We start from the raw sequence: 22,114 nt of genomic DNA, 5'->3' as shown, positions 1-22,114 counted from the left end.
GGCTCCTCGAAAGGCTTAGAATAGGGCTGATGTGGCTTCGTCTTAACCGATCCGAGGGCCGAGGTGAAGTACTATCGCGCCGCATGTTCGGGCCACTTTTTTGGAAGCCTTAGACGCCTTCGACGACCACCATTTCGGCATCCGCCACTTCATGACGGATCTTGGCCGCGATCTGGTATTCCGGTGAATTATAGCACTCTACGGCATGCTGCAGCGATGGGAATTCGATAACGACATTGCGGCCGCGCGCCTGGCCTTCCAGTGGCGTGAAAGCACCGCCGCGGGCGAGGAAAACCGCCCCGTATTTTTCGAAAGCCGGCTTGGCGGCGGCAACATAATCCTTGTAGCGCTCGGGATCGCGAACATCCACGCGTGCGATCCAATATCCCTTTGCCATGTCCGGTCTCCCTGTTTCCTAAAATTTAGATCGCGGCGTCCATTTCCGCGAGGATGGCGCGGGCGGCTTCCTTCGGATCGGCGGCCTTGACGATCGGCCGGGCGACGACGAGGTGGCTCGATCCGGCCTTGATGGCCTCAGTCGGCGTCATCACACGCTTCTGGTCGCCCTTGTCGCTGCCGGTCGGGCGAATGCCCGGGGTCACCAGCGCCATGTCCGGGCCGATAATTTTGCGAACGGCGGCGGATTCTTCAGCCGAGCATACGATGCCGCCCATGCCGGCGAGCAGCGCCTGTTCGGCGCGGCGCAGCACCAGCGTATGCGGGTCGTATTCGTATCCGGCGGCGATCAGGTCCTCTTCATCCATCGAGGTCAGCACGGTGACGCCGAGCAGGCAGAGATCGGAACCTTTGGCTGCGGCGACGGCCGCCCGCATCGCCTTCGGATAGGCATGCAGCGTCAGCATCGACATGCCCATCTTGACGATATTCTCGACGCCGGAAGCAACCGTGTTGTCGATATCGAGCAGCTTCATGTCGAGGAAAATCTTCTTGCCATCGGCGGCAAGGTCGCGGGCGAATTCCAGCCCGCCGGCGAAGGCGAGCTGATAGCCGATCTTATAATAGAGAATATCGTCGCCGAGCGCCGTGATGACCTTTTCGGCCTCCTGAAGGTTTGGAACATCCAGTCCAACGATCAAGCGGTCGCGTGCGGTCATCTCAGGTTCACCCCTGCCAATCTTCTATAGGCGTCCAGTCGCATGAGACGGCGCGCTTCGCAAGGTCGAAACAGAAAAGATTGCCGCCGCCCGGTGGCTGATCGCCTTGACGCGCGATCGGCTTGCCCTCGAGGTGGCATTTCAGCAGCGTGCCGACGCCGCCGTGGCCGACGAAAGCGATGGGCACGCTCGGGTCGTGCCGCAACAGAACGGCTTCCACCTCGGAGACGATCCGTGCCTGCGCATCGATCGCACGCTCCCAGCCCTTAAAACTCTCATGTGGATGGGCAAAGAACCAGTCCGCCGCCTTCTCGAATTCCGGTGGGGTCAGAAAGCCCGTGGCGCTGCGGTCATTCTCGTGCGTGGCTTCGATGATCTCGACCGCAGCAGCGCTCGCCGTCGCCAGGATTTCGGCAGTCTCGATTGCCTTTCGCTCGCCGCTGGAAACGATGAGGCCGAGCTTGCTCGCCCATGGGCGCGTTGCCGCAAGTTTGGCGCGCGCCGTGCCGATATCGGAAAGGCCCCATTCCGGAACTGGCACCGAGGGATCAATGCGCACCTGCGGGTGCGTGATATAGAGAGCGAACATCGATTGCATGATCCCATGTTGAAAGGCGCAGTTTCGAAGCCGAGATATGCCCGGTCGAGGGAAGACGGCTCTACGAAAATAGCGTCAGCCCCGCCGATAGACCCAGAGCTGTGCCGGCGGGATGTTGCGGACGATGAAGTCGAAGTGCTGGATATGATAGCGATCCGGCCGGGCGATGATCGGCGAGACCGGCCCGTAGGAGATCTGCACCACGGGACGGCCGGGCGGTATGCGGTCCAGCAGGCTTTCGAGCAGCGCGACGCGCGCCTTCATCGGGAAGTTCAGCAGCGGAATGCCCGAGACGACGGAATCGAATGTCTGGCCGCGCAATACCCCCAGAGTCTTGTCGAGATCGAAGGCATCGCCATTGATGAAATGGACGCCGGGATAAAGACGGACGAGATGATTGTAGAAGTCGGTGGAATATTCGATGGCGACGAGATTTTCCCGCTCGATGCCGCGCGCCAGGATCGCCTTGGTGATCGCGCCCGTTCCCGGGCCGAGTTCCAGCACCGGTAGCCCTGAATGGGTGTTGACGATGCTCGCCATCTTGCGGGCGGTGATCGAGGATGTCGGAACGATGGAACCGACCGTTTTCGGGCCCTGCATCATGCCTTTGAAGAAACGGATTTCTTCGTCGAACTTTTTGCCCAGCCGTTCCTTGAGACGCAGCGCCATGCTCTCCCCCCACCAGATTTTACAGTTGCGAGTTACATATCGCTTATGTCTTATCTTGCAATGCTATGGCGCAATAACAAGAGAAAATGTCGCAAACCTCTACAGGTTCAAATGAAAGCGCCCTCTTTCGTTCCCAAGAACTTACGAGGATGCTTCGGTTTCGCTAGACGCGCATCGGCATCAGGACATAGAGAGCGTCATCGCCGGCCGTGTCGCGGATCAGCGTCGGCGAGCCGGCATCGGCAAGCAGGAAGATCGCGGCATCGCCGGACAATTGCGCGGTGATGTCGAGCAGATATTTGGCGTTGAAGCCGATTTCCATCGCGTCCATGTCGTAGCCCACGGCAACTTCTTCCGTAGCACTTCCGGAGTCGGGATTGTTGACCGTCAACAGGAGCTGACCGTCCGACAACGCCAGCTTCACGGCGCGGCCGCGCTCCGACGAAATGGTCGAGACGCGATCGACGGCCTGGGCGAAGGTCTGGCAATCGACCCGCATTTCCTTGTCGTTGCTGGTCGGGATGACGCGCTGATAATCGGGGAAAGTGCCGTCGATCAGCTTCGAGGTCATAACGATCGATCCGATCGTCAGGCGGATTTTGGCGTCAGACACTTCGACGGTGACGACGACATCGGGGCTGTCGACCAGCTTCTGCAACTCGCCGACCGTTTTGCGCGGAATTATGATGCCTGGCATGCCTTCCGAGCCCGAGGGGGCGTCGACATCGGCGCGGGCAAGACGGTGACCATCCGTGGCCACGGCCCGCAGCTTCAGGTCGCCCTTGCTTTCGATCGTGTGGAAGAAAATGCCGTTCAGATAATAACGGGTCTCTTCGGTGGAGATCGCGAACTGCGTCCGGTCGATCAGCATCTTCAGATCCGACGCCTTCAGCTTGAAGGAATGGCTGAAGCTGCCGGCGGTCAGGTCCGGGAAGTCCGATTCCGGCAGGCACTGCAGCGAGAATTTCGAGCGGCCCGAAGCAACCGTCATCGAGCTGCCATCGGGGTTGGTGGCGAGAAGCACTTCCGAACCGTCCGGCAGCTTGCGCACGATGTCGTAGAGCAGATGCGCCGGCACGGTGGTGGCGCCGGCCTTCTCGACATTGGCGGGCGTCGCTTCGGTGATTTCGAGATCGAGGTCGGTCGCCTTCATGTCGAGGCTCGCGCCGTCGGCCTTGAGCAATACGTTGGACAGGATCGGGATCGTGTTGCGACGCTCGACCACGCGATGCACGTGGTTCAGCGATTTCAGGAGGTTCGACCGCTCAATTGTAATACGCATGATGCTACCGCTTTCGACCGTTACTCCCGGGCAGCCACAGGCGCCCGAAGGATGCATTTTCGGACAAGGCCCGAGATTGGACGGGCAAAATGACAGAACTCAGCATGCGAATGCAAGAGGCATCGGGATATGCTGCACGTCATTTCGGTATTTGGCCGACAATGCTCACAGGATTTGCGCCGCTCTTGCCGTCAGGACATACCTCGCCCATAAAGGCGATGATTCCGAGACGAATTCAGGGTCGGTATGAGCGACGAACACACAGGCGGCGGAGCGCGCAGTTTCCGCCTGCATAATACCACGGTTCCCGCCCGGCCGCTGGAGCCGGCGCTTTATCTTGTCGCGACGCCGATCGGCAATCTCGGCGATATCACGCTGCGGGCATTGGAAACGCTGGCGGGCGCCGATGTGCTTGCCTGCGAGGATACGCGGGTGACCCGTGTGCTGCTCGATCGCTACGGCATCCAGAACCGGCCATTCGCCTATCATGAGCACAATGCCGATGAGGCAGGGCCACGGCTGCTGCAGGCGCTGGAAGCCGGGCGCTCTGTGGCGCTGGTCTCCGATGCCGGCACGCCGTTGGTCTCCGATCCCGGCTACCGGCTGGCGCTGCAGGCGATCGAGGCGGGTTACCGTGTCGTGCCGATCCCAGGGGCGTCTGCGCCGCTTGCCGCGCTGGTCGGCTCCGGCCTGCCCAACGATGCCTTCTTCTTTGCCGGTTTCCTGCCCGCCAAGGACAAGGGCCGCCGCGACCGGCTGGCCGAGCTTGCCCTCGTCCCCGCGACCCTGATCTTCTTTGAATCGCCCCATCGCATCGCCGCAACGCTCGCCGCCGCCGCCGATGTGCTGGGCGGCGAGCGCAAAGCGGCCGTCTGCCGCGAACTCACCAAGACCTTCGAAGAATTCCGTCGCGGCACGCTCACCGAGCTTGCCGCCTTTTACGACAAGGTCGATAACGTCAAGGGTGAGATCGTTTGGCTCGTCGGCCGGCCGGAAGAGACGGTTGCTGCCGAAGCTGATGTCGAGGCCATTCTCAGCGATCTCGCACGGAGCATGCCGACAGCCAAGGCGGCGGCAGAGGCTGCCCGGATCACAGGCTTGCCGCGCAAGGATCTCTATCAGCGCCTGCTCGATATGAAGGAGCGCCATGGTTGAGACCGGCGAGCGGCTGAAGCGGCGGGAAGCATGGCGACGCGGCCATGTCTCGGAATATGCCGCAGCGCTTTTCCTCTTCTTCAAGGGCTACCGCATTCTCGCCATCCGCCATCGTACCAAGCTCGGCGAAATCGACATCATCGCCCGCAAGGGCGATCTCGCCGTCTTCGTCGAGGTCAAAGCCAGGCGCGGCGAGCAGGAGGCGATCGATGCCGTTTCCTTTTCCGCGCAAAAACGCATTCGTGCCGCCAGCGACCTCTGGCTGGCACGCCAGCCGGACTATGCGCGCCTGTCGCAGCGCTACGACATCGTCGCCATCCTGCCGCGCCACTGGCCACGGCATTTTCCGGATGCTTTTTGAGACTGGCCATCATGGCGGCGTCACAAAGCGCGACTATTGCCAGACCGCCGCGCTCGCACTGCTTCCAGGTATAGCGCCCCACCCATTTCGACAGGTCTCATGATGATCCGCAGCACCGTTTCCGCCTTCGCCGTTCCCTCGCAGGAGGAACGCAAAGGCTTTATTTCGTTGGAAAAGACCCCCGATGTTCACGCCGCAAAACTGGCATCCCTTGCCTGCATGAACACCGTGCGCATCGGTGGCGCGACCGGTGAGGTTCGGCCGCTTGGCTTCCCCTTCACCGTGGCCGCGTGGAACATGGAGCGCTGCCTTTTTCCCCTCGAATCCGCCGCCAAGTTGCAGGCGACCAAGGCGCCGCTGATCCTGCTCTCCGAGATGGACGAGGGCATGGCGCGCACCGAACAGAATGACCCGACCGCCATCGTCGCAGGCGAACTCGGCATGAACTATGCTTATGGCGTCGAATTCCTGGAACTCAGCCTCGGCTCGGAAATCGAGCGCTCCCTCTGCAAGGACGATTTCAACGAAAAGGGCTTTCACGGCAATTCCCTGATGGCGTCCGTTGCCTTGCGGGATGCTTTCCTCTTCCGTTTGCCGGGCGAGGCCAAGTGGTTCAACGACAGCAACGAACAGCCGCGCATCGGCGATCGCTGCGCTGTCGGCGCTATCGTCGAAACCGAGGCTGGTCCCTTCGTCGCCGTTTCGGTCCATCTCGAAAGTGTCGCGACGGTTGCCTATCGCGAGCGGCAGATGGCGGCGTTGATCGATGCCGTCGAAGGTTTTGCGCCTGGCCTTCCGATCCTGATTGGCGGCGATCTCAATACCGGCAATCACACGGGCGGCGATTTCTCGACCGATACCCTATTCGCCATGGCCGAAGGCCGCGGCTTCGAGTGCCATGGCGGCCCGCTGGATCAAACGAGCACGCGCCCAAGCCTGATCACGCGCTTTCCCGATCGCATCATGAAGCTCGACTGGTTCTTGAGTCGCGGTTTGAAGATCAGCGAAAGCCACCTCGTTTCCTCCCTCAATGAAGAGGGCAAGCCGCTTTCCGATCACGATATGGTCGTTTGTACAATCGAAGGTTTTTCTGCCTGATCTCTGCAATCATTAAAATGCGCCGGATTTCATGAACCGCGCCGTTACCTCTTCCATGCGATGGAGATTGAGACGCGTATGGAATTGGGGGATTGCATGGTCTTGAAATTGATGTTGGCGAGCATGGCGGCCTTTGCCGCGCGTGCCGCTCCGGTCATTGCCGCGCCGCCGCAGTCGAAGAGTTTCGTGGCGGGCGCCAGCGGCGAGATGGAAATGAAGCCTTCGCCGATCGAGCCGTCTTGGATTCTGGCGGGCGATCCGGTCGCCCGCATTGCGGAGCATTCGCGCGGGCAGGACGATGCCGCGATGACCGCGCTGTGGGATTGCACCGCAGGCGAGTTTCGCTGGTATTTCGGCTGGGACGAAACGGTGATGATCCTCGAAGGCGAGGTGCATATCACAACGGAAGATGGCGTCGAACGCACGCTCAGCGCCGGCGATGTCGCCTATTTCGCCGGCGGCACTTGGGCCACCTGGCGTATCGATCGCTATCTGCGCAAGGTCGCCTTCTGCCGCAAGCCGTTCCCGAAGCCTTTGACCATGGCGTATCGCCTGCGCAACTTCGTCCGTCAGGGCGGCGCACAGGGGCTTGCCGCCTGAGTGCTGCCGGCCTTGATGGAAGTCCTTGAATAGCCGTTGCGTTTGGATGCGGGCCGACCTACATCTGTCCGCAAATTCGAGCGAGGGCTGACTATGGCTGGTATCAAGAATGTTGCGGTCCAGATGGACCACGTCAAGAGCATCAACATCGCAGGCGACTCGACCTTCGCCATGAGCCTTGAGGCCCAGACCCGCGGCTATAAGCTCTTCCATTACACGCCCGAGCGTCTCAGCATGCGCGACGGCAAGATCTATGCGTCCGTCGAGCCGATGATCCTGCGCGACGTCAAGGGCGATCATTTCGAGCTTGGCGAGTCGGAGCGCGTCGATCTCTCGACGATGGACGTCGTACTGCTGCGCCAGGACCCGCCATTCGACATGGCCTATATCACCTCGACGCACCTGCTCGAGCGCATCCATCCGAAGACGCTCGTCGTCAACGATCCGGCGTGGGTCCGCAATTCGCCGGAAAAGATCTTTGTCACCGAATTTGCCGACCTGATGCCGAAGACGCTGATCACCCGCGATCCCGCCGAAATCCGTCTCTTCCGCGAGGAGATGGGCGATATCATCCTGAAGCCGCTTTATGGCAATGGCGGCGCCGGCGTTTTCCATTCGACCCGTGACGACCGCAACCTGTCTTCGCTGCTCGAAATGTTCGGCCAGCTCTTCCGCGAGCCCTTCATCGCGCAGCAATATCTGCCTGACGTGCGCAAGGGCGACAAGCGCATCATCCTCGTCGACGGCGAGGCGGTTGGCGCGATCAACCGCGTGCCGGCCGAGCATGACGCCCGCTCCAACATGCATGTCGGCGGCCGTGCCGAGGCGACCGATCTGACGGCACGCGAAAAGGAAATCTGCGAGCGCATCGGCCCTGCGCTGAAGGCGCGCGGCTTCCTGCTCGTCGGTATCGACGTCATCGGCGACTACATGACCGAGATCAACGTCACCTCGCCGACCGGCCTGCGCGAAGTCAAACGCTTCGGCGGTGCCGATATCGCAAGCCTGTTGTGGGATGCAATCGAAGCGAAGCGCGCTTGAGGGGCGCCTGTCCTCCAGGGATCACGACGCCGCCTCTTCGCTCGCCGCAAGGCGCGCTATATCGCGATGCCCATCCGGTGGCAGGTTAGGATCACTGCCGACGGTCCGGTGGAGCTATCGTCCGCGATGACGGTCGGGACGAAGCCGAAAAACGGTTTCACGTCGACCATCATGCCGACGTAAGGCCGCTTGTCCATGACACCGTGCAGGCCACCAAAGGAGCTGATGGTGCCGCAGACGCTGACGTAGCCCTTGCTATCCTTGGAAGCCAACATCGGCCCGAAGATCAGCGCGCCCTCATAGGGAAGCTGCTCGTGCAAACCCTTTTCCACAGCGGCAATTTCCTTGGCGCTCAATTGATAGGGAACGCCTTTTTCCAGATTACCCCCGCCATCGATAGACTGACAGCCGGCCAGAACAGCACCCAGCAGAAGGGAAAGCGATACTACACGTCTCATATTTGCTCCCGATTGTAGAAATCGTCCCTTCGTTCTTTTATTGTTCTTGTTTCATTCCATAACTTCTGCCACTATGCAACCCATAGTCTGTTATGAAAAATTGATAACGGTAAACGAGTTAAAAGAGGGCGGGGATGGTAGCGCGCGTCAGCACGGTTGCGTTTCAGGGCATTGAGGGCGTTCCCGTCGAAGTGCAGGTGATGATCGCACCGGGTAAGGTGTTGATGCATATCGTCGGCCTGCCGGACAAGGCCGTGGCCGAAAGCCGCGAACGTGTGCAGGCAGCCCTTCATGCCTCCGGCCTGTCGCTGCCGCCGAAGAAGGTCACGGTCAATCTCGCGCCCGCGGACCTGCCCAAGGAGGGCAGCCATTTCGATCTTGCGATCGCGCTTGGGCTGATGGCGGCGCTGGGCGCCATTCCGGCGGATGCGCTCTCCGCCTATACCGTTGTCGGCGAGCTCAATCTCGACGGCACGATCGCGCCCGTTGCGGGCGCGCTGCCGGCCGCGATCGCCGCCAACGCAATCGGCAAGGGGAGGGGCTGATATGCCCGGCCGAAAGCGGCCCGGAGGCCGCATGGGCCGGCCCAGACATCGATATCCTCGCGCCGCGTAGCCTGATTGCGCTCGCCAATCATTTCCGCGGCACCCAGGTCCTGTCGCGCCCCGAACCGGCGATCAGAGCGAATGCCGCCAACTTCCCCGACCTTGCCGATATCAAGGGCCAGGAGAGCGCCAAACGGGCGCTGGAGGTGGCGGCGGCCGGCGGCCATAATTTGCTCAGTTTATGTTGCATATAACCTTCTCAAAATAAGTAGGGCGCGGGACGGTGACGAGCGCCTGTCAGGCAGAATGAGCGGCAGTTGGATGTGGCATGTGGTGAGGCGCGTTATGCTGCCCTCGATCTCAAGGGTCGTCTGCGAATTTGGCGAAGCCGCTCGCGAGCCAATTTGCTAGCTGTCCCGCCATTGCAGAAGGAATGACGAAATCTGTGTAGCCAGGCCAAGCACGGCTGGCGATTGTTGCGATGTTGGCCCGAGAGACCAACAAGCGGCTTAGTTCTTCTTTCGTTGACCATTTGCCTGGAGGCATTGCAGGATGCTGCTTCAACTAGGAGAGGGCGGCATTCATATGATTCCCACAACGCTCATCAATGCGGTGACCCGGGGTGAAGTTGTTCTGTTTTTCGGGGCGGGGATAAATTACGATTGCAGACATCCTGATGGCCGAAAAATGCCGCTTGGGAATGATCTGCGAGACCTTCTCGCAGATCATTTCCTAGGTGGCGAATGTAAAGACCGCACCCTTGAGGAAGTTGCGACGCTTGTCGAAAATGAGGTTGGCCGAAATACCCTCCAACGATATGTCGCTGAGAAAATTTCCGGTTTTTTGCCAACTCCGGGGCATAAGGCGTTGCCCTTGTTTCGGTGGAAGGCGATCTTCACGCTGAACTATGATTTGATCGTCGAAGACGCTTATCGTGCCAACGTCAATACTCACCAGGAACTACGTGCCTTTTACAAAGATCAAAGTGGAATCGAAAAGGACTTGGCGGCCCTGGCTGACCCGCTGCCATACTTCAAGCTTCATGGGAGTATTGATCAACTCTCTGACCGCGAAGCCCCCCTCATTTTGACAACAGATACCTACATCGAGTTTGAGACCAATCGAAAACGACTGTTTCGACGGCTTGAGGATTTGGCTTACGAGTACCCGATCATCTTTGCAGGAAGCCGTCTGAACGATCCGCATATCAAGGCTATTATCGCCCAGGTTGAAAAGGAGGCATCCTCACGGCCGATGTACTATTTCGTCTCGCCGGGAATCAATCAGTTTGATGAAGCCCTACTTGCTAAGCGCCGCATTACGCCGCTGAAGTTCACCTTTGATGACTTTATGGTGGAACTTGATAAGAGCATCGATCCCACGGCCAGAAAACTGCATGGCGTGTTGAAGGCCGAGACGAATTCGATTGAGCGCCATTTCAGACGCAATGTGGTCGCTCCACCTGGTTTGGCTGCATTTCTTACTAACAACGTTGAGCACGTGCGCTCGGGGCTACCAACTACAACGGTGACTGCAGAGCTGTTTTATAAGGGTGAGAGCCAATCTTGGGCTCCTATTGAGCAGGGTTTCGACATTGAGCGGTTGCCGTATGCGACACTCATGCTGAAGCTATTAGGCCTTCAGAAATCGGAAGAGAGCGCCAATGTCGTTGCGCTCAGAGGCGTAGCTGGCTCTGGGAAGTCAGTGCTTCTAAGGAGAATCGCCTATGATCTCGCTGCGACTCATGGAAAGCTCGTGCTCTTTGCTCCACCGGGAGCAAACCTGCGGGCGGAGCCGCTGCTGGAGCTTTACGATCTGACAGGTCTGCATGCCATCCTCGTGGTGGATCATGCCGCCGATCAACTGATTTCAATTAATAATCTTCTGGATCGCCTTGAAGCGGCTGGGGTACCGATTACTGTTTTGCTAGCCGATACCCATGCTTCTCTTGGCAATGGTCTGGAGGCATTTTCTGAACGTCTCAAGTTCAAAACGGAGCTACGGAATCTCGAAGATCATGAGATCAATAGCTTATTGAAGAGGCTGCTCGAACATAAATCCTTGGGGGTTCTAAGTGGAGAGCCACTTGAAAAGCAGAGGGAGGCATTTGAAAAGGTTGCAGATAAACAACTTCTTGTTGCTCTCTATGAGGCGACCCAGGGAAAACTCTTAGAAGACATTTTGGTGGAAGAGTATCACCGAATTCTTCTCACAGAAGCACAAGAGCTTTATTTGTTCGTCTGTACCCTGAATCGTTTCAGAGTTCCTGTTCGCGCAGCATTGGTTCATCGCGTGATGGGCATAGGTTTTCGGGACTTTGAGCGACGCTTCTTGGGTCCTTTGGAGGGCCTAGTGTTTGCCGAAATTGATCCAGGTTCTCGCGACTATGCATACCGAGCACGACATCCTCATATCGCAGATATTGTCTTCCGTCGAATTCTTGATAGTCAGTCTAAACAGCTTCAACAGTATCGCTCAATTCTTGAGCATATGAATATCAGCTATTCTTCAGACAACGATGCCATGCGGAGAATGTTATCGTTCAGAAATCTTCGAGAACTTGCTCCAGGATTAGAGGAAAGAAGGGACCTTCTTTCTCTTGCCGAAAAAGTATTTGGCGACGAGACATTTGTCCTCCAACAGCAGGCGATTACAGAGATGAATTCGGCGGGGGGGAATTTAAATTTCGCACGACAAAAGCTTGAAAGAGCCGAGGCGCTTCGGCCGAGAGACAATTCTATCAAGCATACTCGTGCTTCTCTCTTAGCAAGAGAAGCGGAGCAGGCGAAGGATACGCTTGAGAGGAGGTCTTTAAGAGGTGAGGCAAAGAACATCCTCCGGCAAGTAGCTGGAGGGGAGCGAAGTGATCCTTACGTTTGCAGCCTCTCTGCCCATATTGCAATTGATGAAATTCGCGATCGATTGAATAATGGTGCTGCAAGCCCGAATGATGTCGCCAGACTAGCAGAAGACGCTCAAAAAGCTCTTCAAAAAGGACTTTCGAGCGCTCCTGATTTCGAAGCTCTAATCCGAGAAAGTTATCGACTCCGGCAGGTTCTCCAGCTCGGTGACCGGGGGATCGGAATGTTGGAGACGACGCTTAAGGATCAACCACATCTTGAGTATGTGGCTGCAACGTACGCGCGCGCCATCTTCAGGAAGCACCCGGATAAGGCATTGGCAGCCATCCGAACCGCATTGCAGCAAAAGCAACACAGCAAGTTCCTGAATCAGGTCTACTTTGAGTTACTAATCACGCTAGCCGACGACTTCCGCAATGAGTTGGAATTACCTTTGAAGCGTTCCTTTACGCCCGAAGATCAAAACTTGCTAATGCATCTGCACGCCATCAGATTTCATTTTATGAGGGGCGATCGCCCGGAACTGGAAAAGGTTTTGGCTTCGGCCAGCAAGATGCGCGTACCGGGTAAGGAAAAAAACACGCCGCGCTTACCGGTGATAAATCCTGCGACGCCTCATGGTCGATGGACTGGTAATGTGACTAAGCTCGGTCCAACAAGTGGTTTCATTAGGGTTCCGGGAATGATCTCGGAGATATTCTTCCGCCCAACAGGCGGGACGTCTGACGACCTTTGGGACGAGATCTCCGTCGGCAGCCCTGTCTATTTTGAGCTGCGATTTAACACGCGTGGGCCTGTTGCAGTGGAGATTTCCAAGGAGGAACCTTCCGCCGAGTGTTTGACGCCGCCGAGTGACGAAGGCGACAGCGAGGAAATCCTGGAAACTCCGCCGCCTACCGAAACGGGTGAGGAGTCTTGATTATGGCACTCGCCTGATCGACTATTTTCGTATTTCGCACGCCAGATTTGCGCCAGACTCTAGTCTGTAGTCAGTAAGCGATTCTAAAAAACTAATTAAATCATTCTTCTCGCTGATGGTCAAAAACAGCGGTACAAGCACTCCCTCGTCACTGTGGTTGAGAACCATAGCATCCGCCATTTCTGAGTAGTGGTCCAGAACGGCCAAGAGGCTGGTGTATTGCCCAGCGTGCATATAAGGCGCCGTGAGTGAGACATTTCGAAGGGACGGTGTCCGGAACTGTCCTACGTTCTCGGGTAGTTTCTTCGTGTAATTGATAAGATTGCCTATTTCGCTATCTTTAGAATCACTGAAGTCCGAATTCGGGCCGAAGCCATCCGCTGCCAACTGTTCCAGCCCCAAGTAACGACCAGTATCATCGGAGAACTTGCCGTCACGCCCAGGTACTTTGAGATCGTGAAATTCGCGGTCCGAAAAGAGTGGCCCATAGTGACATGTGTTGCATCGCCCTTTGCCAATAAAAATCTTCAGGCCGCGCTTTGCACTGGAACTGATCGCTTCCTGCTCTCCTGCGGAAGACGTTCGCAAACCATCAACGAATCTATCAAACGGCGCACAGCCATAAGAAAGCGTGGCAACGAACGCCGCGATCGCCTTAGCGGCAGCCACCAGCTTTGCTTTCGGCTCATTGAGGGAACCGACACTGTGATCAATGCTTCTTCCGTAGGCGTCGGCAAGGACATCTTTGAATGTTGCCGAATAGATGGTGTCAGTTTCTAGAAGCTCAGCTACTGCTACGGGGGTTCCGCCCATCTCGTGCGGGTTTGTTATTGCCCGGATTATTTGTTGCCAAAGTGTGGCCGAGGCCCCGGTCCAGCCGAACCATCGCTGATATGACGAGTTTGCTAGAGATGGTGTATTTCTGTCTCCAAGCGCGAGTCCCTGCGCGAGCGGACGTCCGTCCGCCCAACCTTCGAGAGGATTGTGGCAAGATGCACAACTGGCTACGTTTCCCTGTGACAAGCGAGAATCGAAGAAAAGCCTTCGTCCCAAAGCTATCGCTCCGGCGGCCTGTGCCAGTCTGTTTGTTGGGTCACTAGGCGGTTCGGGCATCGGCGACATACCAAGGATGATAGCTTCTTCTGAATTCGAAAAGCTAACCTCTTGATCCTCGGGTGTTATTACTTCACTGGAAGCATCCAGCGTCAAGAAGAGGGTCCATATCGCACCCACTAAAAGAATTCGCGACATTTTGGGTCAAGGTCCCCTACTGCAGTAGGTAATCTGCCTGCGCACGCTCGATTCCGTTAGGTCCGCTGATGTCAAAGTTCAATTGCCAAGCTCCAGGCATATGAAACAACATACCCTTAATTTGCCAGGAGCCATCAGGCGCCCTTTCAACCGTGGGCTGAGTATTCATCCCATGATAGTGAGCAGGCATAGTTGCGCTTACCGACAATCCTACGTCGGACGCATCACTATGATCTTGTGCGTTTAATATCCGAAGAGTGAGCGCGAATGGCTGTCCAATGCTGATAGCGCCATCCGAGATGCTATAGGTCACCACGTACGACCCACCATTGCTAATTTGGCTCGAAGGACCGGCCGATGCCAGGACGTGGGCCTGATTGGCAAGAACGAGAGGCGGAGTATACCCTTCTCCAATGCCGAACATGTCCAAATAATCGCCGCTTGAAGTGAATATCTGGCCGCGATGGTTTCCGAAGTCCGCGACAATTATGCGCCCTTTATAATCCTGTGTGACGCCTTTGGGCTTGTAAAATTGTCCCGGCTCGGTTCCCCAACGACCGAACGTCAAAACGAAATTGCCTGCTTCATCGAATTTTTGAATCCTGTTAGCCGCATCGTCTGAAACATAGACAAAGCCGTCATTCCCGCTGGCAATACCAAACGGGTGTATGAAGTTCCCTTGTTGCGCGCCCGGGGCGCCCCATTGGAATTTGTAGTTCCCTGTCTTGCGATCAAATGCTTCGATACGAAAATTATAGGTGTCCACGATGTAAAGCGTTTCGCCGTCTTTGCTGAAGCTGATGTCATTGGGGACTTCCAACTCTCCGTCGCCGCTCCCATAGTGTCCAATTGTCCTGACGGGGTTCATATCCTTGTCTAGAACAATTACCCTCGAATTGTGCGGATCGGCCATGTAGAGAGAGCCGTCTTTATCTCTTGCCAGAGCGCTCGGCTCTACTGGGGAGGCATTGGAACCATCGAAACCCTGTGCGCTAATATGAGGCAACGCAAGCCCTATCACACTCTTCGCGCGAACAACGCGGCTGACGTTCGGAGCGAACTCAGCCGACGCAGGCACCATTCTTGACAATTCAAACTCTTGTAACCTGTGGTTGCCGCCATCGGATACGATAATCTCTCCACTATCGCTGTTGATAGTCATTCCGGAGGGCCGCACAAAGCTCCCGAGCGCTCTACCCTGACCGCCAAGCCTTGTGAGGAGTTTGGGCTTGTCGGCGGTTATGTCAAAAACCAAAACCGAATGTGTATCGGGCTCGGCAATTGTCATTAACCCACCCTGACAAACGGCCCGCGTGCCATAGTGGAAGCGCGATCCCTTGTCCCACCATGCCTTGTCATCCACATTGTGGACGGCGCTGGCAGAGGACGTATCAAATACCTGACAACGGTATTCAAATGGCTCGCAGACCACACTGAATGAGTCGTCAGGTGCTACGGCGACTTTGGCCGGATAGTGAAGCCGACCGTTCCCCTCATGGCCGGTAGGGGGGTGACGACCCCATTGATATAGATAGTTACCTTTGTCGTCAAAAACTTGAATTCGGTGGTTAATCAGATCCCCGACATAGAGTTTGTCACCCGCAAAACTGACACTGCTTGGATTTGCGAAAAGCCCTGAATATGATCCCCATCCGCCCCACTGAGCGACATATTTTCCTGTATTGTCAAACTTTTGGATACGATTGTTATAGGCGTCTGCGACATATACGAAACCGCTATCATCAATCGCCACGTCGGTTGGATAGTTGAATTGTCCATCGGCCGTACCGAGTTCTCCAATCTGCCCCTCGTACGTGCCGTCGGTTCCAAAAATTGCCACCCGTTCGTTGCCGCGGTCGGCAACATAGATTTTCTCGCCCTTGACCGCCAATCCCATCGGCTCATTCAAGTGTCCTGACGCGCCACCGATCCCAGTTCCAATAGTCCGAATATAGTTTCCGAGTGCATCATAGACTTGAATGCGCCCGTTCCCGGTGTCAGATACGTAAACTTTTCCGTCGGACCCAACAAATATACCCTGAGGGTTGACCAACTTCCCTGAATCGCGGCCTAGCGATCCCCACGATCGTAGAAAAACCCCGTCGACGCTGTAAACAATTACTCGATTGTTAAACGTGTCCGCAATATAGATCTCGCTCTGTTTTGACACTGCCACAGCCACGGGTTCATTCATCTGACCGAGACCCGAGCCGTATCCGCCAAATTGCTTTCGCGGAGGCACTACATTTGGATACTTCATTTCGTCTGGAAAGGGCGGTGGGCTGGCGAGAACTGTACCGAAACACAGGACCATCATCAATCCGATGATCAGCGTGCGCATGGCGTCCTCCTAATCGCGTGCCGGAACGGGTTCCAAGGCTTTCAAGATGTTGCCATCGGGGTCCGCTAAAGTGACAATGCGACCCCAGTCGTAGGTTAGTATGGGCCCGACTGAAACCCCACTCTGTTTCAGGTGCTCAACGAACTTATCCATCTCGGGAACCTCGAAAGTTATAGTTGCCCCGGAAAAGGGTCCATGTTCATCCGCAGGGATTGAGGGGACAGCGGTCCCGCCCGTCCAATGCAAACCCAATCTCAAAGAATAGAGATCAAGTGATGTCCAGTATGTCGTCTCAGAACTGACTGGAATCCCTAATATATCTCGATAGAATGCAATCGATCTTCGCATATCGCTAACGTTTACGTAGATGTCCCGCAAACCTCTGATCACTGGGATGCTCCTCGATGGACGCGGAAATACCAGCTTGCGAAATTAAGACAAAGCTGATGCAACCTGTGTGTACCACGCTAGATGAAGAGTTTCAATGTATTGTGGTGCGTGCTGACTAAATTCGAAAGAATTCCGCCAATAATTGGTATGTTCTTGCTCACATACGGTTTTTTATTGCGTCGCCGAAGCGACGCAAGGCTATCTATAAATTGGATGGCGCTGAGGGCAAAGAAGTTGTGCGTCCTGCCCACAAGCTCTCACAGGTCCCCACTAAGCCGTTTTATTCGTAGGATTCACTTCGGTATCAATCAAGTTGCTGTAAGTGAGCGGTATCCGATAACTTCTTCTGGACGAGTTGCTGCTGTTTGCCCGATCCAGCTTTTGCTTTCTTAAAACGCGGTTCTTTAGGCGGCAGATTGTTCATAGGCTCTCCATTGGCTCGATTGACGCTCTTTATTAGCGTAAGCATTGTCCGCGAGTGAACGCGGAGAGTGTAATGGCTGATGCATCTATTTGGACCACGAAGGAAATTGTCACGGCAGTTATAAGTACCGGTGTCATCACGGCTTTCTTGTCTCCAGTGTTGACCTGGCTTGCTGATTTTGTTCGGTCCCGTACCCGCCAAAAACACGCCAGGACATATTTGTGCATGAAAGTTGCATCGATCCTTGAGAGTTACGCGATCGAATGTGCTGAGTTGGTCGATGCCTCGATAGCTCACTACGGACAAACTCAAATTCCGACCACGTTCTCACTGCCCGATCCGCCTGCATACCCTCAAGACGTCGATTGGCATTCGCTAGATGCGGGCACGGCTTATAGGGCAATGAGCTTTTTGAACGAATGCGAAGCTCAGGCGGCCAGCGCCAGATACGCCAACCATTTTGAAGGAAATCCTTTTGAGGCCGAGGAGGCTGCAAAGCGAACCGGAAGGAAGGCTCACGAGTTGGCGAATGTGTTTCGTGAAAAAGCCGATCTTCAGCCGCCGGATCTAGGTCATATGTTACAGTCGCTACTCAAATAGACATTTTTGAATTCATGCCGCTTTTTCCTCCGTCGGCGGCGAACCTGCGTGTGCGGTAATGATCGCTTCAAAGCAAGGGCGAACCGGCAATAATACGTATATGTAACCGCCTAGCGTATACTCGGCGGGCTTTTCTTTTTGTGTAGTCGTGAGCAAAATACGCCCATAACGGGAATCAGCCGAATGAGCGATTACAAGAAGCAGGACATACTTCTTAAGATCCAGCAGGTTGCAGCTGACAACGGCGGCAAATCGCCGGGCATTGCGAGGTTCGAAGCAGAGACGGGAATTAAGCGTCACGAGTGGCAGGGAAGGATTTGGCGAAACTGGAGTGATGCTGTTGCTGAGGCAGGACTGGCACCGAATGAACTTCAGGTCGCATGGAGCGAAGACACTCTCTTGGATCTCGTGATGGACATTGCTAAAGCACTAGGCCGCTTCCCGACGACTTCCGACCTCGATTTTGAATTTCATCACCGTCCTAACAGTCCCGATCGGAAAACCTTGTTGAAACGTTGGGGCATGGCCGAATTGGCTACAGCCCTTGCCGATCACGCTGACCGAGCTGGTGAGGTAGAGGTCGCTTCGTTCGCGCGGGCATACGTTCCGCGCCGTCAGAACGTCGACTACGACCGTGACAATGCGGCCACCTTAGTCGGCTACGTCTACATGCAGCGCCACGGGACGGATTACAAGATCGGCTTCACGACCTCACTCAATAAGCGCGGTCGGCAAATCCAGATCGAGCTTCCTCAGGAAATCGAGCTTGTCCATTCGATCTTAACCGACGATCCGGCGGGCATTGAAGCGTATTGGCATAAACGCTTTGCCGCGAAGCGGACACGTGGGGAATGGTTCAAGCTGACGAAGGCCGACGTTGCTGCCTTCAAACGATGGTCAAAAATTTGGTGAGGCACTGAGCATGGATTGGGTTTTGCCGCTAATCGGTGGCCTTGGTATCGGATCGCTACTGAAGTCGGTTATCGACAATTTCAATAGTCGCAGGGCAGTGATGAAAGACCGCCTGTATCAGGAGAAGCGGGAAGCCTATCTAGGACTTCTCGGAGCGCTCCATAAAGCAGCGGTGCAACCTTCAGACGAAAATTCAAAGGATTTTGCTCTTTGGCAAACCCGCTGCCAGCTTTTCGGGTCGCCGGACGTAGCGCGTTTCGCCCAGGCCATCGTGGAAACAAATGATAGGCCACGGTCTGAACGGGAGTCGGCGTTCAGCGGACTGATAGAATCAATGCGAGATGACATTCGCCGGTGAAGATCGGCAGGCTTATTGCTACAATAACTCAATCCGCGAGCAGGGTAGACGGCGATGGCAGAAGAGGTAGACCTGGCTACAGCGGTAGCTGTCGAAGTTGCAAAGCAGATTCCAGTCAAAGACGCCTATGACGATGCAGTAAAGCCCGGCGCTCGGCAGGTCGGAAATATTGTAGAGGATATTACGAAGACAGTTCTTCTTGCCCTCGCGCCTATACAGTATGCGGCCGCGCTGCAGGACCGATTTAGAGACTTCCTCGATAGGTCCGTTCGCCGCGTTCCAGAAGATAACCGACTTCCACCTCCTCCGCAGGTGTTAGGACCGGTCCTTGAAGGAATACGGTATGAGCCCGAGGATAGCCCGATATCTGAGATGTTCTCACAGCTTCTGAGCAGTAGCATGGACCAGGCGCGCGTTCATAATGCGCATCCCGCTTTCTCTCAGATCGTCAAGCAACTATCGGCAGATGAGGCGACATTACTTAGCGCCATGTGGACTCTCTGGAAACAAGAACGCCAGTCCTTCCGTCAGCGGTTTACACAAGATTACGACCGAAGTTCAAATACCTTCAGCAACATAAAGATGGAGCTGGATGAGATACCGCGCGCTAACCTCATGTTTCCCGAAAACGTCGAATTCTACGGGCAGCATTTATATGCTTTGGGCATCACCGCATTCTTCGATAGCGCTCAACAGGAGCCGCTTTATGATGAGAGCCAGATACAAAATGGTATCCGCATCTTTAAGGAACTACGGTTCACGGATGTCGGACGCAAATTTATGGAGGCGGTAAGCCTATAGCTTCGCTCTTGCGAGCAGCTTTCGATGCGGGTTATATGCTCTTGCAATCTAGAACAGAATGTAGGCCGTTATAGCGTTACAAAGAGTGGAAATTGTCGTTGAAAATCAATGACTTATACGATTTCGAATCTCTCCACTCCGACCAGCCGTAAGTCTTTGTTATCCCGAGATAATTCATGCTTTCCTGATTTCTCCCAAAAAAAATCACCGCCGCCGATATCGGCACTGGTGCGTTGCGCTGACCTCCGCCACCCTTTCTACCAGGAGAAAAAGGGTAAGCAAAAATGCCGACGCAAAAACAACGGAAGCAACGAGAGAAAGAAAAGCGCATCGAGGCTGAGCGCTGGCGGAGGAAGAGGCAACAGCGAGAAAGTCTTCAGCGACTAAAGGACCTTGCGAAACTCATTTTGCACATCCGTTTTTTAGATTTAGCTAAAGAATTTGGCGCGGCCGTGGGGACGCTGATCACGTCGATTTTGGCCAGGCCTCGCAATGCGGGCGATAGGACGACGACGAAAATCAAATCAGCAGAAGAATCTAGATTCGAATATGCACCCATTCGGCCAGATGGAGTTTACAAGGGGCGCTATTTCGGTCGTACCCCACACATTTCGGACCTCATCCGCGATCTCGCTTTGCCCGGACCGAGTGGCGATGAAGCATTTGCGGAATTGCTAAAACATATCCCGGTAGAGGCACACGAATGGGCACACACCATGTTTACAGGTAGCCGGGAGCGAGCTTTCAGAACTGCCGCGCGCGGCAACAAAATCGGTGCTGCTGAGACGATCTTAAACATGAAAATGGCCGCCAGAAGCTGGAAATTTGAGCAAGAAGAGGCCGTCCGGCAAAAAAAGATGGAAATCGAAAAAAAATTGAAGAGGGTTAACGCCAATCTTAACCACAATGAAGAGCCTGACGAGCCGCCTGGGCACAACCCAAAAATGTAAAGCAGGCGAAAATTGACAAGGAATTCCTCAAGGCGGCTTTTGGCCGCCTTTTTCGTGCCGCAAGGAATTTTTGACACCCATAAAGGAATTCTGGTCCCATAATTTTGAAGTCAAAGGAATTCTATCGGAAGAATTTCTTTGGACACGAAGGGCGTAAGCAAAATAAATAAAACATATGCCAAATAATTCATTTGAATAACGCTAAATACAAAATCAACTTATTGGTTATGATTATGATATTTACCCAGATTTTGGTGCTGTTGACGCATAGATTTAGAGGATATAGGAAAATGATACTCGCGTAACGGCGAGGTGCGCAATGATATAGTTATGAAAGGGAAGTGCATGAATACGGAAATTACCAATCAAAACACAGATTTTGACTCTGTTTTCAAAAAGCTAAAATTCAACTGGGAAGAAAAAGACCCCTGGGGCGAATTTGAATGGAAACAAACGCGGAACTACTTCATCATCGACTGCTTTCAAGTGATAAGGCCGTCCTTCACATGGTGGTCATATGAAATCGAACAAATCATTAGAACAGATGACGATGATGACAGATCATTTCAGGTTCAGACCGGAAATGTCGCTTCAAAATACTGCAGAACACTTGAAAAAGTGAAAGACAGAGCGATGATCGATCTTTATCATTGGATAAAGTCCGGGCAAGCAGAAAGGATTACTCACGAGTTTCTTTCCGCGATCTATCATTAAGTTTACCAAAGCTTGGCTTCAACTGGAGACTGGGGGCGGCATGAACATGATCATGAGCCGCCTCCGGCTCCAAGCTTAATTGGAGCCGCGACAGGATCGATTTCGCCTGGTCACGCTCCAATCGCAACGTCTCGGAAGCCTGGCGGGCCTCACGGACTGATCGCTCAGCTTCTTTCCGTTGTTCGCGTTCTGCGTCCAGTTGCCTTTGTTTTTGCTCTATTCCCCGGCTCAGTCGCCCGATTTCCATTGTGAATTCCTGACGGATTCTATCGGTAATTTTTGATTTCCGCAGGCCATCCCAGATCGAACGTGCCCACCCAGCCCAACCACTGTAGCGCTTGGCATTTTCGACCGCTGCTTGCGCTTGCTCTTGTTGTATCTTGGCGCGATCTTCCGCCATTCTGGCGGCGACGATGGCCTTTGCGGCGATGGCCTTTTCGCGCTCAGCGGCAGCAGAAGCCATCGCTGCCGCTTGTTTGTCGATACCGGATCAATACTCCCCAGAAGTGCCGTTTGAATCTTCCCCAGTTTAGCGTTGCCGCCGGTCTTCCGGGGCGCGCCCCGGAAGACCGGCGGCGCGTCATCACCGATACTGCTCTCGATGGTCGAGAGGGGAATGTTGGTGATCAAACTCGGGGAGATAGTCATGATTTTAGATTTGCACCGACAGG

General features: G+C 55.1%; 22 protein-coding genes and 1 pseudogene. 13 read left to right on the top strand and 10 right to left on the bottom strand.

Going from position 1 to position 22,114, the window contains the following annotated elements; genetic code table 11:
* Window positions 1–109: 109 nt before the first annotated feature.
* The 5 genes from QD357_RS23325 to dnaN form a co-directional block, all read right to left on the bottom strand.
* Window positions 110–397, bottom strand: coding sequence for a DUF1330 domain-containing protein (locus tag QD357_RS23325; RefSeq protein ID WP_107106740.1), 288 nt, complete (start codon window positions 395–397; stop codon window positions 110–112).
* 25 nt (window positions 398–422) lie between these two features.
* Entirely contained in the window at window positions 423–1,115 is a 693-nt protein-coding gene (gene pyrF, locus QD357_RS23320; RefSeq protein ID WP_107106741.1) for an orotidine-5'-phosphate decarboxylase, read from the bottom strand.
* A 7-nt stretch (window positions 1,116–1,122) separates the two neighbouring features.
* Window positions 1,123–1,704, bottom strand: a complete 582-nt coding sequence (locus tag QD357_RS23315; RefSeq protein WP_107107030.1) for a histidine phosphatase family protein — start codon at window positions 1,702–1,704, stop codon at window positions 1,123–1,125.
* Window positions 1,705–1,788: 84 nt separating this feature from the next.
* Window positions 1,789–2,382: a phospholipid N-methyltransferase PmtA gene (gene pmtA, locus QD357_RS23310; protein WP_107106742.1), complete on the bottom strand. Its 594-nt coding sequence runs from the start codon at window positions 2,380–2,382 to the stop codon at window positions 1,789–1,791.
* A 163-nt stretch (window positions 2,383–2,545) separates the two neighbouring features.
* The gene (dnaN, locus tag QD357_RS23305) at window positions 2,546–3,664 is read right to left on the bottom strand and encodes a DNA polymerase III subunit beta (RefSeq protein ID WP_107106743.1); all 1,119 of its coding nucleotides are present in this window, start codon (window positions 3,662–3,664) and stop codon (window positions 2,546–2,548) included.
* A 246-nt stretch (window positions 3,665–3,910) separates the two neighbouring features.
* Between dnaN and rsmI the strand changes: the two genes are divergently transcribed.
* The 5 genes from rsmI to gshB all read left to right on the top strand — a co-directional run bounded on the left by rsmI (window position 3,911) and on the right by gshB (window position 7,919).
* Window positions 3,911–4,819, top strand: coding sequence for a 16S rRNA (cytidine(1402)-2'-O)-methyltransferase (gene rsmI, locus QD357_RS23300; RefSeq protein WP_107106744.1), 909 nt, complete (start codon window positions 3,911–3,913; stop codon window positions 4,817–4,819).
* Window positions 4,812–5,180: a YraN family protein gene (locus QD357_RS23295; protein ID WP_107106745.1), complete on the top strand. Its 369-nt coding sequence runs from the start codon at window positions 4,812–4,814 to the stop codon at window positions 5,178–5,180. Before rsmI ends, QD357_RS23295 begins: the two co-directional genes overlap by 8 nt.
* Window positions 5,181–5,282: 102 nt before the next feature.
* The gene (locus tag QD357_RS23290; RefSeq protein WP_107107031.1) at window positions 5,283–6,278 is read left to right on the top strand and encodes an endonuclease/exonuclease/phosphatase family protein; all 996 of its coding nucleotides are present in this window, start codon (window positions 5,283–5,285) and stop codon (window positions 6,276–6,278) included.
* 96 nt (window positions 6,279–6,374) lie between these two features.
* Window positions 6,375–6,878, top strand: coding sequence for a cupin domain-containing protein (locus tag QD357_RS23285; RefSeq protein ID WP_181315991.1), 504 nt, complete (start codon window positions 6,375–6,377; stop codon window positions 6,876–6,878).
* Window positions 6,879–6,971: 93 nt separating this feature from the next.
* Window positions 6,972–7,919, top strand: coding sequence for a glutathione synthase (gene gshB, locus QD357_RS23280; protein WP_107106746.1), 948 nt, complete (start codon window positions 6,972–6,974; stop codon window positions 7,917–7,919).
* Between the two features lie 56 nt (window positions 7,920–7,975).
* Here gshB and QD357_RS23275 read toward each other — a convergent pair whose 3' ends face one another.
* A complete protein-coding gene (locus QD357_RS23275; protein WP_146143970.1) occupies window positions 7,976–8,377 on the bottom strand; it encodes a hypothetical protein in 402 nt (133 codons plus the stop codon).
* Between the two features lie 134 nt (window positions 8,378–8,511).
* Here QD357_RS23275 and QD357_RS23270 point away from each other — a divergent pair.
* Window positions 8,512–9,158: pseudogene (locus QD357_RS23270) on the top strand (magnesium chelatase domain-containing protein); the annotation flags it as partial.
* A gap of 316 nt (window positions 9,159–9,474) precedes the next feature.
* A complete protein-coding gene (locus QD357_RS23265; RefSeq protein ID WP_414125141.1) occupies window positions 9,475–12,702 on the top strand; it encodes an SIR2 family protein in 3,228 nt (1,075 codons plus the stop codon).
* A 21-nt stretch (window positions 12,703–12,723) separates the two neighbouring features.
* On the opposite strand, the gene QD357_RS23260 is transcribed toward QD357_RS23265, so the two are convergent.
* The 3 genes from QD357_RS23260 to QD357_RS23250 are packed head-to-tail and all read right to left on the bottom strand — an operon-like array spanning window position 12,724 to window position 16,684.
* Window positions 12,724–13,911, bottom strand: coding sequence for a cytochrome-c peroxidase (locus tag QD357_RS23260; protein WP_414125140.1), 1,188 nt, complete (start codon window positions 13,909–13,911; stop codon window positions 12,724–12,726).
* Window positions 13,912–13,969: 58 nt separating this feature from the next.
* Complete coding sequence (locus QD357_RS23255; protein WP_414125139.1) at window positions 13,970–16,294, bottom strand: 6-bladed beta-propeller; 2,325 nt, start codon at window positions 16,292–16,294, stop codon at window positions 13,970–13,972.
* Between the two features lie 9 nt (window positions 16,295–16,303).
* Window positions 16,304–16,684 carry a VOC family protein gene (locus tag QD357_RS23250; RefSeq protein WP_414125138.1) on the bottom strand — a complete coding sequence of 127 codons (381 nt, stop codon included), beginning with the start codon at window positions 16,682–16,684 and terminating at the stop codon, window positions 16,304–16,306.
* A gap of 496 nt (window positions 16,685–17,180) precedes the next feature.
* Between QD357_RS23250 and QD357_RS23245 the strand changes: the two genes are divergently transcribed.
* The 6 genes from QD357_RS23245 to QD357_RS23220 all read left to right on the top strand — a co-directional run bounded on the left by QD357_RS23245 (window position 17,181) and on the right by QD357_RS23220 (window position 21,443).
* The gene (locus tag QD357_RS23245) at window positions 17,181–17,708 is read left to right on the top strand and encodes a hypothetical protein (protein WP_414125137.1); all 528 of its coding nucleotides are present in this window, start codon (window positions 17,181–17,183) and stop codon (window positions 17,706–17,708) included.
* A 183-nt stretch (window positions 17,709–17,891) separates the two neighbouring features.
* Window positions 17,892–18,620, top strand: a complete 729-nt coding sequence (locus tag QD357_RS23240; protein WP_414125136.1) for a GIY-YIG nuclease family protein — start codon at window positions 17,892–17,894, stop codon at window positions 18,618–18,620.
* The gene (locus QD357_RS23235; protein ID WP_414125146.1) at window positions 18,586–18,978 is read left to right on the top strand and encodes a hypothetical protein; all 393 of its coding nucleotides are present in this window, start codon (window positions 18,586–18,588) and stop codon (window positions 18,976–18,978) included. Before QD357_RS23240 ends, QD357_RS23235 begins: the two co-directional genes overlap by 35 nt.
* 54 nt (window positions 18,979–19,032) lie before the next feature.
* Window positions 19,033–19,779: a DUF4393 domain-containing protein gene (locus tag QD357_RS23230; protein WP_414125135.1), complete on the top strand. Its 747-nt coding sequence runs from the start codon at window positions 19,033–19,035 to the stop codon at window positions 19,777–19,779.
* A 284-nt stretch (window positions 19,780–20,063) separates the two neighbouring features.
* Window positions 20,064–20,729, top strand: coding sequence for a hypothetical protein (locus tag QD357_RS23225; RefSeq protein ID WP_414125134.1), 666 nt, complete (start codon window positions 20,064–20,066; stop codon window positions 20,727–20,729).
* A 345-nt stretch (window positions 20,730–21,074) separates the two neighbouring features.
* Complete coding sequence (locus tag QD357_RS23220) at window positions 21,075–21,443, top strand: hypothetical protein (RefSeq protein ID WP_414125133.1); 369 nt, start codon at window positions 21,075–21,077, stop codon at window positions 21,441–21,443.
* Here the strand turns inward: QD357_RS23220 and QD357_RS23215 are convergent.
* Window positions 21,409–21,906, bottom strand: a complete 498-nt coding sequence (locus QD357_RS23215; RefSeq protein WP_414125132.1) for a hypothetical protein — start codon at window positions 21,904–21,906, stop codon at window positions 21,409–21,411. The genes QD357_RS23220 and QD357_RS23215 overlap by 35 nt on opposite strands.
* Between the last annotated feature and the right edge of the window lie 208 nt (window positions 21,907–22,114).

The sequence above is a fragment of the Rhizobium sp. BR 317 genome (assembly GCF_047445835.1).
Taxonomy (GTDB): Bacteria; Pseudomonadota; Alphaproteobacteria; order Rhizobiales; family Rhizobiaceae; genus Rhizobium; species Rhizobium paranaense.
This window is presented reverse-complemented; position numbering and strand designations above follow the sequence as displayed.